Source organism: Bifidobacterium bohemicum DSM 22767, from assembly GCF_000741525.1.
GTDB lineage: Bacteria > Actinomycetota > Actinomycetes > Actinomycetales > Bifidobacteriaceae > Bifidobacterium > Bifidobacterium bohemicum.
Window position 1 is genome coordinate 289710 of the sequence record NZ_JGYP01000001.1, and the last position, 14273, is coordinate 303982.

The window sequence follows — 14273 nt, forward strand, 5'->3', positions numbered from 1 at the left end:
TCGAACACCACTAAACGATACCTTGGGGGCCATATGACGTTCGACCCGTCACACGAACCGATTGGTGGTAATGACGACCTTCCGCTATCTTAACTGATATGCCTTACCTCGTTCTTATGCCGAGCCTGATATGCGGAATCGCACTCAGTGTCAGCGATCTGCACAACCGCGAAGTACCTCGGGCATGGGTGGCTTTGGGAGCTTTGGTTCAATTCACGGTATTTGCGGTCAACGCCTCTACCGGCGGCGGCATAATAGCCCTTTTAGCTCCACTGCTTTATGCACTGGCGGCTTTTGGCATTCAGCTGGCTATGGGTAAGCTTCAACCCGGTTCACTTGGCCTAGGTGATGCAACGGCGTCGTTCATAGTCGGTCAGGCCGTCGGATTTGCCGGTTTCGAGGCGTTTCTGATCTGGTGGATGGTCATGGGCCCGTTGGGACTGATCTGGATTGCCCTGTGGCCACATCTGGTGAAGCGAAACACTTCGGCGAAGGTCAGCCGTGGCACGAACGCCGGCGACGCACGCCATAGAAACGGCAAGGATGACGATTCGACGAACGCACGGACTTCACCGGGCCCCGATGGAACACAGGAAGACGGTACACAACGTTCGAATGAACTTGTTGCGAAGGTGCCGTTCGTCCCTGTCATCGTAACGGCAGGAATTATTGCCGTTGCGATGAACGCGGCACTCTGAGGTCTGACAATCTCATCTCAAACGCACTGTGCTGAAAGTCCTCGGTCAATCGCATACCCACAGCTAGAGGTGCCGGGACGAATGCGCGCCAATTGGGGTGTTGCAATTATTCTGCCCGTTGGGTATGGCCCCGTGCGGAAGATGCCGGGGGAAATGTGCGGCCGACTGCATTGTCGCTTAGGGAGGCGCGCAGTCGTTGCAAAGTATGGGTTCCACCCGGGCGAAAGCGTCATGTTCCATGAAAACATAAACACACCATTAAGCTACGCGTTGGACGAGACCGTGAACCGCAACCGTGTAGCTCGGGATGTTCCATGATCGAACGTCGATTCAAGGGGCAACTAAGCATACGATCGGCATCAAGCCATTTCGCTCCTGTCGCACACCTGGGGTTTGCGCATGACTCCGGATCATCGACCCCCAGACGGAACAATCGCAAAATCGGCAGAACCTAGTTCGCGTTTTCGTTCGAATCCTTGTATTCTTCACGAATCCGAGCGAATTCATCGGCCGTAACAGCGAATTTCGTCTCCCCTGTTTTCAGATTCGTGGTCACGAAATACATCCACGGTCCGGCCGGAGGGTTAAGAGCCGCTTCTATGGCGTTGTCACCCGGAGAACTGATCGGCGAAGGTGGCAGACCGTTGTGGATACGGGTGTTATATGGGTTGGAGGCATCCGCAAGCATCGCGTCAGTGAGCTCGTTGGCTTGGACGTGGGCGCCATAGGCCACGGTGGTATCCATGCCGAGAGGCATGCCCGCATCAAGTCGGTTGTGAATCACGCGCACGACCTTGCCGTAGTACTGTGTCGAATTGACCTCAGACTCGGCGATGGAAGCAATGGCTAGTATCTGTTGGCGTTCGGGACCAGTAGGCACCTTAAGCCCATCAAGTTTGGCGATACGCTTGTCAACCATCGACTTCATGATCCGCGCGGCGGAACCCTTGCCTTTGACCTCATAGGCACCGGGTTCAAGCCACCCTTCGAAATGCCCTGAAGCCTCGGCCGGCAAAATGCCTTGTCCGCCGGAATCGACGATCTGATCCGAACTGTGCCTTGTCGATGCCCGAAAGCTGGGCGGCATGAACGATCACATCCGACACGCGCTGACCGGATTTGACTTCGAGAAAACCGCTGGCCTTCGTCGCATCAGAAAGAATGCGCACCACCTGACTAGATGACATGTGATGCTTCAAAACATAGGTTCCAGGGTAGATGGTGCTGCTGTTGGCCGCAATGGCGTTGATGAACGCAGTCGAAGACTTGACCACGGAGGCTTTGACCAGACGGCTGGCGACACTGGACACGCTTTCACCGGCATGAACAGTAAATTCCACCTCGGTGTTGCCCGGCCCGGGGTAATCATCCACTACCGTAGTGGCCTGATTGGCGTGAAGGCGCTTGATCGTTCGAGCCGCTGCCAATCCGCCGACAACAACGAGTGCTCCAACGACCAGAACCGAAATGCACAGAACAATGAAGCGGCGCCGCTTATGTTCATGCTGCCGACGACGTTCCCGACGTGTGGTTTGAGCAGGTAGGTCATTCTCACCATGCGACGGCGTAGCCTCAGGCGCCACCCATTCGGCCTGGGCTTCGAACAAATCATTAAGATCGTCGGTCATTCTGATATTTCTCCATCTTCCGGGACCTGATGTCGATCGAGTGCGCCTTGCAGAATCACTACGGCGGACTGCTGATCGACCACTGGCCTGTGGCTGCGGCTTGAGACACGGGCTGCGCTCAGCTGATGATGCGCGCTGACGGTGCTCAGACGCTCGTCTTCCATGACGACCCGAGGCACCTGGACGAGCCCATAGGATTCATCCTGACTGGCGATACTGAGTCTTTTGACCAGATTCGCGACCCAACGCCGAGCCTTTTTTGCGCTTTTGCCTTCCTGACCGTTCAGTAATAGAGGCAAGCCGACCACGACACAATCGATATCGTCGTGGTCGGCGATGAAGTCCACAACCTCATCAAGCACACGGAAATAATCTCCCCCGGCCTCGATATTGCCTTCAGGGTGAGCCAGGCAGAGCTCAGGGTCGCTCATCGCCAGCCCCACCCTGGCCTCGCCGAGGTCAACGCCAAGCCATGTCATTCGCCTTCAGCCCTTGACGATGGTTTCCACGGCCATTTGACGCAGAGCACTGAGCGCTTCGTCCACCTTGCCAGCATCGGCTCCGCCGCCTTGGGCAAAATCCGGCTTGCCGCCGCCACCGCCACCGAGGATCTTGGAAGCCACCCGCACGAGGTCTCCGGCCTTCAGCCCAGCTTTACGAGCCATTTCATTGGTGGCGACCGCAACCATCGGTTTGCCGTCCTCGTTGATACCTGCCAGTGCCACGACCACAGGTGCATCCTCACCGAGCCGCCCGCGAACATCGAGCACCGTCTTGCGCAGGGCGTCGAACGATCCGAAGTGGCCGACATTGGAAGATGCCAAGTGCAGTCCCGATACGCTCTCATCTTCCGCGGACGCGACCAATTGCGGGACGGCGCCCGCAAGCTGCGACTCATACAGTGAGGCGAGACGACGATCGGACTCTTTGACCTTCGCCTCAAGGGCCTTGACCCGTTCACCGACCTCGTCGGGACGAACTCCCAGCTCATCGGCCAGCTGCGAGACAGCGGCATGTTGCGAGGCGTTGAACTCGTATGCCTTCTGGCCCGTGAACGCCTCCACGCGCCGAACGCCGGAACCAATGGAGGATTCCGATGTGATTACGAACTGCCCGACCTTGCCCGTCGCGTTCAGATGCGTGCCACCGCACAGCTCCCGGCTCCACGCGTCCTCACCGATGGTGACCACGCGCACCTTGTCGCCATACTTCTCCCCGAACAGGTGCATCGCGCCTAGTTTCAGGGCATCCCTGTAATCCATCTCGACCATCGTAACCGGCAAGTCATCGCAGGCACGTTCCACCACACGAGCCTCCACCTTGGCAATCTCCTCCTGCGTCAACGCCTTGGGCCACTGGAAATCGAAGTGCAGGTAGTCCGGAGCCACAAGCGAGCCGCGCTGTGTGGCCTGGTCGCCGAGCACCTCGCGCAGCGCTTTGTGCAACATGTGGGTGGCGGTATGCGAACGTCCTAGCGCACGGCGACGCTCCACATCGATCGAAGCACTCACCTCGTCGCCGACCCTGAGCACGCCCTCGCTCAAACGGCAGCTGTGCACCGTCAGCTCCTTGATAGGGGTCTGCACGTCATCGACCTCAACCACGGCACCATCATCCGACAGGATTTCGCCCTCGTCCGCCAGCTGTCCGCCCTTTTCGGCATAGAATGGCGTGCGATCAAGCACAATTTCCACGTTCTTCGGCCCCTCGGCCGACTGAACGGAACCTTCACCCTCCACGAAGATGCCCAGCACCTTGGCACGGCTGGAATACTCGCGATAACCGGTGAAATCAATCGGCGCATCCAATGTCTTCTTGAAATCGTCATACACGCTGACGTCCACGTTGTGACGCTTCTTCAATGCGTCGGCGCGCGCCCGGGACTTCTGCTCGGCCATCAGGCCGTCGAAACCTGCACGGTCGACCGGCACGCCCTGTTCACCGGCAATCTCAAGGGTCAGCTCAATCGGGAAACCGTACGTATCGTGCAGAGCGAACGCGTCCTTGCCGCTGACCATACCGTCTTTGGACTCCTTGGCCTTGGACACTGCCATGTCCAAAATGGTCGAGCCGTTCTCAAGCGTACGTCGGAAGGCGTCCTCCTCCCCGTATGCCGCCTCGGAAACATCGTGGAACGTGTCGTTCAACTCCGGATAGCTCAGCGCCATCGCATCCTTGGAAACCGGCATCAGCGTGGGCAGCACCGGGTCGTTCACACCAAGCATCCGCATGGAACGGACCGTACGGCGCAACAGGCGGCGCAACACGTAGCCACGGCCGACATTGCTGGGTCGCACCCCGTCACTCATGATCATCAAAGCGCTGCGCACATGGTCCGCAACCACACGGAAACGCACGTCGTCCTGCTCGTTCTCGCCATATTTGTGGCCGGAGATGCGCTCTGCCGCTTCGATGACCGGGTACACCTCATCCGTTTCGTAAATGTTCTGCTTGCCCTGCAACAGGTAAGCCACACGCTCAAGACCGGCCCCGGTGTCGATGTTCTTGTTCGTCAGCTCGCCCACGATATGCAGGTCGGTTTTGGACTTGACGTTGTCGACCTCGTAGTTCTCGAAGACCAGATCCCAGATTTCGATGTATCGGTTGTCGTCGGCGCTCGGGCCGCCCTCCTTGCCGTAGGCGGGGCCACGGTCAACGTAGATTTCGGAGCAGGGGCCGCCGGGGCCGGGGCCGCCGGTGGTCCAGAAGTTGTCCTCCATGCCGAGGATCTCCATGTGCTCGGGGTCCATGCCCTCGTTGGCCCACAGGCGGCGCGCCTCATCGTCGTCGGTGTAGGTGGTGACCCACAGCGTATCGGGGTCGAAGCCTAGGCCGCCCTTGTCCTGCGGGGTGGTCAGCAAATCCCATGCATAATGGATGGCTTCTTCTTTGAAGTAATCGCCGAAGGAGAAGTTGCCGAGCATCTGGAAGAAGGTGCCGTGACGCGTGGTCTTGCCGACCTCGTCGATGTCGAGGGTACGCACGCACTTCTGGTTGCTGGTCACGCGCTTCGAGGGCGGGGTCTGCTCGCCAAGAAGGTACGGAATGAACGGGACCATACCCGCGATGGTGAACAGGGTGGTCGGGTTTGGCGAGATCAGCGAGGCTGAAGGCACGACAAGATGGCCCTGCCGTTCAAAATACCGTTGGAAGCGTTTGGCGATTTCAGAGGTGCGCATTGACTTGTTTGCTCCTTGGTTCCGTTCACGGCGCAAACCGCCGCGACATTCATGGACTGGTTCCTTATATTAGATAAAGCCCTGTAAATCGGTTGAGATTGTAGTGCAATAGTCTTCTGCCGCATTTGCCGCCCAGAGACCTCATTACGATCGAACGCGTGCCAGATGCCGGACTCGTTTGGGCATCGGCATCTGGCACCCGAAGGGCAGAACGTATCCATGTTTCAATAACGTAATACGTCATTGCCCGTTCCATCGAAACGACTACCGCAAATACGCATTTATTTTACATGGCGGCGAAGAGACAGACCCGCACGCTTTCAAGTAAAGCGTTCAGCCGACCATCGTCGGCACTATTGTCGGCAATACGACCGTCCGGTCAGTGGATGTATTTGTCGTTGAGTTCAGCCTCACGGCCGACACGGACGGCATTAAAGTCATTGAGCAGCCCAGCAAGCGTCCTGACCGCAACATTGTTCTGGTCTGGACCAAGCACGAACTGACGCGCCTTGTCGGGCGTATTGGCACGGACGTACGCCTCGGCCTTGGACACCGCCACAACGCCTGAACCAAAGCCGATCAAGAACCAGAAGAGTCGTTTGAACATGAATTACTTCCTACCTTGCTTGACAACCGGGAACGGGGAATCAGAGGCCGCGCGGTTCTTACGACCGGACATAAACGTACTGGCCGTTGCCTTGAGCGCATAGAAGGACGACGCTATCTTGATAACCGGCTTGCCCAGGAATGAACCATAGAGGTCCGCCAAGGCCCCTACATTGTCGGCCGTTGTGGAAGCCGCCGCAGAGATGCGGTTGACGTCCTCCAGCGACTTGTTGACCTGACGCACCGTCGCCACACCCTCGTCGAGCGCCGGGATGGCGTGGTCGCCGGACTCCTTGATGGTTTGCGCGATTTGGTCGAAGAGCTTACCGAGCCGAATCAACGGGTAGATCAGGAACCCGGCAATCACGGCAAACGCTATCGCGGCGATAAGTCCGGCGATGTCACCAACACTCATGAGAGACTCTTTCCTATGAAGACGGAGACCATGTACCAATACGACCATTCAAGGCTATCGAACGCCCACGACGGTCAAGAAGCCTTGCGCATAATCATTTGCATAATCATCAAGCGAACGTCGACGGCGACGCCACGACAACGCCTCAACTGATGGCGCCCCAAATCGACGGTTCCAACCATCGAAAAGCGAAGGCCGTAAGCCGTATCGAAGGCACGGTTCGGCGGAACAGACCGCAGCGACGAATACGGCATTCACGATGCAAGCGGACTTGGGTCTGCGATCATCGCGCCTCCACCATGATTCACACAATACAACACAACGCAGCCCGCTGACGATTATTGGTTATACGACATCACCGACACAGCCTGATCGACGGGTTTTTCAGTGTCAAAGTCGAGGACCGTTACGCTGCCGTTGGCAGGGCGTTCCGACAGATCGTAGCCGGCAGGGGCGAAGCGATGCATCAGGCTTAGCAATGTATTGCCGTGAGATATCTGCAAGACGTTATCACCGTCGTGCAAACCATTTGTTCCGGCATCGGTGGCGATCAGCGCAAAACCACCCTCGACACGCTGCCAGTATTCGTCATCACTTTCGGCGTCATGGAAGGGGTCGGCCTCTTTGAGGAAGTCGCGCGTGGCCTTCAGGCCGTAGCGCTCGACGATGGCATTGTATGTTTTCGCCCCATGGGGAGCGCCGGCGGCCCACCATGCTGCGTTCATGTCCTGACCCTCAAAATATCCGTAGAACTGCTCACGAAAATGCGGGTCGGCTTTCAGAAGCGGACGAGTATGCCCTGCTTCGGCATTGACGGCGAGAATACGCTCACCCGTCTCCAGGGCGCGAGTCGTGTCGGAGCAGTACGCCGCGGCAAAATCAACATCGCGCAGCTTGGCAGCCGCCTTGTCCGCGTCGGCAAGTCCGGAGTCGGTCAACGGCGAATTCGACCAGCCCTGCAAACGGTTATAACGATTGAAGTATGTCTGCCCGTGGCGGACCAAATGAAGATGTAGCAACATAGCTTCATCTTCTCACTGGGGGTGCCCTCGGGCATGCTCCCTAAAAACCGTCGCTTCCCTCCGCCGAAAGCTCTATGAGGCGTCATTGTTCAAGCTCCATGGATAAGTTTGCGCCGCCATGTCCATCCCGTCCACCAGGCGACCTGCAGCATTCGTTACCGACTCAACCCGCGGTCACTCAAAACTCACCATCCATCTTCGCAGGTCATCATCAATGCGCCGCTCGGTGTTCGACACGAGGATCATCAAACCAATGTCGGCCGGGACGATAGGTCAGTGACTTGCACGCCAGGAATTCAGCAATCGACATAACATGGAGGTTTTTTCTGTGGCATTTGGCACAATGGTTATGTATGAGTCGATTTTTTTCACGTTGGTTCGTTATGACGATTGCCGCCGCGGTCATGGTGGCACTGCTGCCGGGCATGCGACCAATCGGAGAGCCGAAACTGCTTGCGATCGCCGTCTTTGCGTTGTTTCTGGCCTTGGTCAACGCTTGGCTTAAGCCCGCCATGCATGTGGTCTCGCAAGTGCTGGCATTGCCGTTTTCGATTGCGACATTCGGCGTTTTCGCCATCCTCACGGCCCTTGTGGTCAATTGGCTGTGCATGGAACTCGCATCGTGGCTGGCAATCGGTCTGTTCGGATTTGGAGTCTACATCCCGGGCTTCTGGGACTCCGTTATCGGGTCGATCATCATGACCGTGGTCGGAGCGATTGTCGGCGGCTTGATCGAACGGTGAGCAGCAAGTAGCCACCCCCGATACCGTTGGCTCGCCATCAACTTTGACAGAGCCGTCATAATGCCGGTCGGCGATGCCGATGCATGTCGTTTGAGAACGACGCAGAACTGTCCCTATCTCAATATTCGGGCATTTGCCGTCCGCGATACATGCATCCAGGTAGCGTTGTCCTTACGAACGGAAACACGAAAGGCGGGTTTTGTAGTGACAATGACAACGACAATGACATCGCCATTACAGCTCCTTGGTCGTTCCGCTTCGCGTTTCTGGCGTAGCTGAATCAACAAGTCCGCATACACACCGTTTGCGGCCATGAAACTGAATTCAGTATTACATATATTTCAAGGGATTTGCATTCCCGACGACTTGGAAAACCGTCAACATGACGACTGAGGATTGTCCGTTGTAGCGTGAACCCATATACGCCCGGTCTTCCTTCAGTCCCCCTGACCTCATCACGTACACCAGCATCGAAGCAAAACGAAACCAAATCAGGAACGATAAAACCATGGAACACAGGACAGCAAACAACAGCAGGGCTCTGATTGCCGCAATCGCGGTGATCGCGCTGATTCTCGTCGGCGGATTTATGTATGGCATCGGTAGGCGACAAGTTCGGAGCTCCAACACCGATACGCAGTCATCACAGAGAATAAAACGTGTCGGCATTCTCCAATACGTCAGCCACCCGGCTCTTGACCAGATTCACAAAGGCGTGGTGGACGAGCTCAAGAAAGAGGGTTTCGTCGAAGGCGAGAACCTCGAAATCATCGATCAGAACGGTCAGGCCGATCAGAGCAAACTCGCCACGATGAGCGAACAGTTGGTCAGCAAACAGCCCGATGTTATGGTGGGCATCGCAACACCCGCCGCACAGGCGCTGGCCAACGCCTCCAGGGACGTTCCAATCGTGCTCGGCGCCGTTACCGACCCAGTGACCGCGGGACTGATCAACAATATGAAACACCCTGGCGGCAACATCACCGGAGTTTCGGACCAGCCGCCAGTCCAACAGGAGATAGAGCTCGGCAAAAAGCTCCTACCCGAAGCCAAAACAGTCGGCATTCTCTACTCATCGACTGAGGACAACTCCAAGTCACAGGTCGTCACTGCCGAGCGGGCGTCGCGGCGCCTCGGCCTGAACGTCAAAAGATTCGCGGTACCGTCGAGCAATGAGATTGCGCAAACCGTGCAGGTAATGAGCGACCAGTGTGATTTCATCTATATTCCGCTTGACAACACCATCGCCAACGCCATGCCCACCGTGACCCAGGAAGCGAATAAGAAGCATCGGCCGATCATCAACTCCGTGGATTCCATGGTCGAGCAGGGAGGCTTGGCAGCCATCAGCGTCAACCAATACCGACTGGGCATCGAAACGGGAAGAATGACCGCACGCATGCTTAAAGGCGAAAAGCCCGCAAGCATGCCCGTCTACACATTCACCGCCGGCGATACCGTGGTCAACAAGGATCAAGCTGCATTGCTGGGCGTCACAGTGCCGAGCGACATCAGAGCCCAAGCCAAATTCGTCGCGACACGGATGACCACCAAGTAGACAACGAGCGAGCAACAGACAAGGTACGAACGACATGATTATATCATCGATCGGGCAGGGCATGCTATGGAGCATACTGGGACTCGGCATCTTTATGACCTATCGGATCCTGGGCTTCCCCGACATGACGACCGAAGGCTCATTCCCCTTGGGAGGTGCCGTATGCGTGGCGGCGATCACCGCCGGAGTCAACCCATTCCTGGCCACGCTACTCGGTGTTGCCGCGGGCATGTGCGCAGGATTGGTAACCGGACTGCTGTATACGAAGGGAAAAATCCCGGTGGTGCTCGCGGGCATTCTTGTCATGTCGGCACTGAATTCGGTGATGCTGTTCGTGATGAAGTCACCGAATCTCTCCCTGCTCAATCGTCCGAAGCTAACCGATGTATTGGAACCGCTTAATCTGCCGGAACATTATGACACGGTGTTCATTGGACTGGTTTCCGTGGGTGTGGTCATCGGATTGTTGTGCGTCTTTTTCAACACGGAGTTCGGCCAGGCCTATATCGCCACCGGAGACAACGAGTCCATGGCAAAGTCCTTGGGCATTCACACCGATCGGATGACCAACGTCGGCTTGATGCTCTCGAACGGGCTGATCGCCCTGTCCGGTGCGCTGATCTGTCAGCACGACGGCTACGCCGATGTGAGCAAAGGCGTGGGCACCATCGTGATAGGCCTGTCCTCGATCATCATCGGCGAAGTGCTGTTCGGCGAACTGTCCTTCTTTGAACGGATGCTGGCCACCGTAGTAGGAAGCATCATCTATCAACTGCTTATTCTGCTGGTGATTCGCCTTGGTTTTGACACGACCTACCTCAAATTCTTCTCGGCGGTCGTTCTTTCACTGTGCATGCTCATTCCGCAGTTGAAAAGGGCGTTGCATCTGACCACAGGTTTCGAAAAATACACGAACAGAAACCATCCCGACGACCTGCACGACACCGTAGCCACACGGAACGCTGCGCCGATTGATGGAAAGGAGACGTCATGAGCTACGAATTCACGAGCACAAATGACACGGGAGCCGAGGTTTCACAGGTTTCGGCTTCGAACGCAACCGGCGGAGCCAATCGGCTTGAGATGCGCGACTGCACCGTCATAGTGGATAACGGCATGGATGAGACCAAACAGATCCTCTCCCACGCGAACCTTTCGGTACGCCCCGGGCAATTCGTCACTGTGCTTGGCGGCAACGGCGCAGGCAAAAGCACGCTGTTCAATCTCATCGCGGGCAGTATCACACCTACACGGGGTCAGATATTCATCAATGGTCGAGACGTGACGTCATCAGGTGAAGAGGCACGAGCGGCATACATCGCACGGGTGTTCCAAGACCCCAAAATGGGCACGGCACCGCGCATGACCGTGGCCGAAAACCTGCTGCTGGCCATGCGCCGCGGCCAACCCCGGCGATTCAAAATACGCGATATGGCCAACAACCACGAACGGTTCCTCGAGCTGTGTGCCGGCATCGGTAACGGACTTGAGGAGCAACTCGAGACTCCCGCAGGCAATCTATCTGGCGGGCAACGCCAGGCTCTGAGCCTGATTATGGCGACAATCACCAAGCCGGATCTGCTGTTGTTGGACGAGCATACGGCCGCCCTTGACCCCAAGACCTCAAAGCAGCTCATGGAAATCACCGCGCACACCATCACCACGCAACACCTGACCTGCCTGATGATCACCCATCGGCTTGACGACGCTCTTCGGTACGGAGACCGGCTAATTGTATTGCAAAAGGGCCGTATTGTGCGCGACCTTGACGCCAACGAGAAACGCTCGCTTTCGATGAACGATTTGTTGCAGTTCTTCGAAGACGGTTTCTAAGGCGCGGTCAGGAGGCTTTTGCTGCCTTTCATCCTAACTGAGCCGGTTTCACTGTGTCTGTTTGAAAGACCGAACCCCACGTTCCAGCCGTTCAAGACCGTCATCGAGCATGTCAGGCGGGCACGCGAAATTCAGACGCAGGAAGTCGGAGCCATTGCCCCGATAGATCGAACCCGACGAAAGAATGAGCCCCGTCTGTTCGCGAATCGTCGCCGCAAGTGCGTCTGAACCGGGGTTGTACCCGGATTCCACGCCCGGTTTTCCCGGCGCCTCGGAGATGACTCCCGATGCATCGATCCACATCAGATAGGTGGCCGCTGACTCGACCACACGCAGCCCTTCGATTCTGGTGCCGATGAATGCGCGCGCATGGTCGCGGTTGGCGCGCAGTTGTCGACGTAACGCCGCCACCCACTCCCGACCCTGCGCATAAGCGGCGATGGTGCCGTCGAGCGCCAACAGGTTCGGTTCGGCCACCTCGTCGCTATTCAGTCCACGATTGACCTGAGCTCGCAGAGACGAATCGGGAATAATGGCCGTGGCCGCGTGCAAGGCGGCAACGTTGAAGGTCTTGCTGGGTGAAACCAACGAAATCACCTGGCTCCGCGCCTCCGGTGAAAGCGAGAACGCCGGGGTGTAGTCCGGTCCGGAAAGAACCAGATCGCCGTGAATCTCGTCGGAGAGCATCACCACATGATGCTTGGCGCACAGCTGCGCGACACGCTCCAGTTCTTCGCGGGTCCAGACCTTGCCGGTTGGGTTGTGCGGATTGCAGAAGACCATCAGAGTCGTCAGCGGTTCGGCAAGCTTGGCTTCAAGGTCATCGAAATCCAGATCGTATGCACCGTCATGATACACAAGATCGCTTGAAAGCACATGACGACCGTTGTTCTCGATTGAGTTGTAGAAGATGTTATACACAGGCGCGGTCACCAGTACGTTGTCCCCTACATGCCCAACGCGCCGGACAATGGACGAGATGGCCGGAACGACGCCGGTGGCGAACAGCATCCAGTCCGTTTCGGGGCGGGCATGGTGCTCATTGTCATACCAATCGGCTACGGCGTTGAAATAGGCCTCTCCGGGCTCTTCGTACCCAAACGCGCCGAGATCAAGCTTGTGCCGCATTTGCTTAATGATCTCCGGCGCCGTGGCAAAGTCCATGTCCGCAATCCACATCGGCAACTCGCCCTCGCCCACATCCCACTTGACCGAAGCGGAACCACGGCGCTCGGGTGCATGCGTGAAGTCGTAACGAGTATCGATCGATTTGTTCTGTTCCTTTGCCGTCATAGGTTAACCGCCTTATTATTGGTGTCCGAACCGGTCAGTCTCATCCCGGGTTCCGTCTCGGTTTTGAAGCGTGTGAGCCCCGCGTCTATTTTCGTTTCATCCATGATGAGCGTACCGATGTGTCGTGCTGTGATTACGCCGTTCTGCGGATTCTTGACACTGGGAATATCCCCGACGATTTCGGCGTCTACGTCGGCGCAATATTCGAAGGCCAGGTCGGTGCCCGCCATGATTCGGCAACCGCGCATCGTCAGTCGATTCACATAGCACAATCCCTGATCGCTGTTGATCACGCAGTTAATCAGCGTCAGATTCCTGGTGTTCCAGCCTAAATATTCGCCGTCGATCGTCGAGTCATATATCGTCACGTTCCCGCAGTTCCAGAAGGCATCCTTGGAGACGAAAGTGCAGTGGTGCGCCTCGATGTCGCTGCCGCCGTCGAAGCAGTAGTTGCCAACGACATGCACATTGTCAAGCCGGATGCTCGAGCTGTCCTTGCCGAAATAATCGCCTCGAACCGCAACATCATGCATGGCGACATTTCTGCAGGTCCACATCGTTTCGGCCGCGTCGGCAAAGTGCACATGCTCGAGATTGACCCCATCGCAGCGCCGGAAGAGCTTCGGCGCCTGCAAATCACAGTCTCTCATATTGATATCGTTGGTGTACCAGATGCCGGAGCGGGCCATGGTTTCAAACACCGTATGCTCCACTTTGACCCCGTCACAGTACCATAGTGGATATTTTCCGGCGAAAACACTGTCTTCGACCGTCAGATCGCGTCCCTCTTTGAGCGGCGACTCCCCTCTACTGAACGTCGTTGCTTTGACGCTCAGGCACTCTGCCCCGAACAACGGACGCTCCCCCTCGAAGGCGGCATTCTCAATGATTCGAACTCCTGCCTGCACCCCAACGTCCTTCAATTTCTTCGGTCGAGTAATCCGCCGATCCACACCACTGTGAGCAGCATCTGTCATCATTCACACCTCTTATCATTGGTCATATCGGTCAATCGCGCTTCAGTCTCCATGCCGGCACCCACAGGATGCACAAAAGCCTGTTCAAGCCCACTACACAGTTTAATACTCCATGTCTTCATATCGTATGAGCAGAACGAATGCGGTTTCATACGCGAACCGCCTACGCTTACCCCCTAAAGCCATTGGTCGACAACTTTCCGTCCTCGGACATTTTTCTCTGCGGCATGCGGCACGCGGCAAGCCGGCCCAAGAAAAGGCCATGATCCACCACTCTCGATGCTGCGAATTCGACCTGGCACACAAGCTCCCGCAAAAACG

12 protein-coding genes and 1 pseudogene are annotated in these 14273 nt (G+C 56.8%); 5 read left to right on the top strand and 8 right to left on the bottom strand.

What is annotated here, in order from left to right:
- Positions 1-98: 98 nt before the first annotated feature.
- Positions 99-698, top strand: a complete 600-nt coding sequence (locus BBOH_RS08155; RefSeq protein WP_052118101.1) for a hypothetical protein — start codon at positions 99-101, stop codon at positions 696-698.
- Positions 699-1149: 451 nt separating this feature from the next.
- Here BBOH_RS08155 and mltG read toward each other — a convergent pair.
- From mltG to BBOH_RS01250, 6 genes and pseudogenes are all read right to left on the bottom strand, one after another.
- Positions 1150-2326 (bottom strand): annotated as a pseudogene (gene mltG, locus BBOH_RS01220) (endolytic transglycosylase MltG).
- A complete protein-coding gene (ruvX, locus tag BBOH_RS01225) occupies positions 2323-2805 on the bottom strand; it encodes a Holliday junction resolvase RuvX (RefSeq protein ID WP_033520299.1) in 483 nt (160 codons plus the stop codon). The pseudogene mltG and the gene ruvX overlap by 4 nt, the downstream one beginning before the upstream one ends.
- Before the next feature lie 6 nt (positions 2806-2811).
- Positions 2812-5505: an alanine--tRNA ligase gene (gene alaS, locus BBOH_RS01230; RefSeq protein WP_033520300.1), complete on the bottom strand. Its 2694-nt coding sequence runs from the start codon at positions 5503-5505 to the stop codon at positions 2812-2814.
- Positions 5506-5884: 379 nt separating this feature from the next.
- The gene (locus BBOH_RS01235) at positions 5885-6112 is read right to left on the bottom strand and encodes a hypothetical protein (protein ID WP_033520301.1); all 228 of its coding nucleotides are present in this window, start codon (positions 6110-6112) and stop codon (positions 5885-5887) included.
- A gap of 3 nt (positions 6113-6115) precedes the next feature.
- Positions 6116-6526, bottom strand: coding sequence for a DUF948 domain-containing protein (locus tag BBOH_RS01240; RefSeq protein WP_033520303.1), 411 nt, complete (start codon positions 6524-6526; stop codon positions 6116-6118).
- 338 nt (positions 6527-6864) lie between these two features.
- Positions 6865-7548 carry a histidine phosphatase family protein gene (locus tag BBOH_RS01250; RefSeq protein ID WP_033520307.1) on the bottom strand — a complete coding sequence of 228 codons (684 nt, stop codon included), beginning with the start codon at positions 7546-7548 and terminating at the stop codon, positions 6865-6867.
- Positions 7549-7901: 353 nt separating this feature from the next.
- Here BBOH_RS01250 and BBOH_RS01255 point away from each other — a divergent pair, with 353 nt between their 5' ends.
- From BBOH_RS01255 to BBOH_RS01270, 4 genes are all read left to right on the top strand, one after another.
- The gene (locus BBOH_RS01255) at positions 7902-8291 is read left to right on the top strand and encodes a phage holin family protein (RefSeq protein ID WP_033520309.1); all 390 of its coding nucleotides are present in this window, start codon (positions 7902-7904) and stop codon (positions 8289-8291) included.
- Positions 8292-8799: 508 nt separating this feature from the next.
- Entirely contained in the window at positions 8800-9849 is a 1050-nt protein-coding gene (trpX, locus tag BBOH_RS01260) for a tryptophan ABC transporter substrate-binding protein (protein WP_033520311.1), read from the top strand.
- 34 nt (positions 9850-9883) lie between these two features.
- Positions 9884-10843: an ABC transporter permease gene (locus BBOH_RS01265; RefSeq protein WP_081930244.1), complete on the top strand. Its 960-nt coding sequence runs from the start codon at positions 9884-9886 to the stop codon at positions 10841-10843.
- A complete protein-coding gene (locus BBOH_RS01270; RefSeq protein WP_081930245.1) occupies positions 10840-11682 on the top strand; it encodes an ABC transporter ATP-binding protein in 843 nt (280 codons plus the stop codon). The genes BBOH_RS01265 and BBOH_RS01270 overlap by 4 nt, the downstream gene beginning before the upstream one ends.
- Before the next feature lie 48 nt (positions 11683-11730).
- On the opposite strand, the gene BBOH_RS01275 is transcribed toward BBOH_RS01270, so the two are convergent.
- Positions 11731-12975 (bottom strand): MalY/PatB family protein, encoded by a 1245-nt coding sequence (locus BBOH_RS01275; RefSeq protein WP_044098009.1) that lies wholly within the window; start codon positions 12973-12975, stop codon positions 11731-11733.
- Positions 12972-13952, bottom strand: a complete 981-nt coding sequence (locus BBOH_RS01280; protein WP_081930279.1) for a DUF3737 family protein — start codon at positions 13950-13952, stop codon at positions 12972-12974. The genes BBOH_RS01275 and BBOH_RS01280 overlap by 4 nt, the downstream gene beginning before the upstream one ends.
- Positions 13953-14273 lie beyond the last annotated feature (321 nt).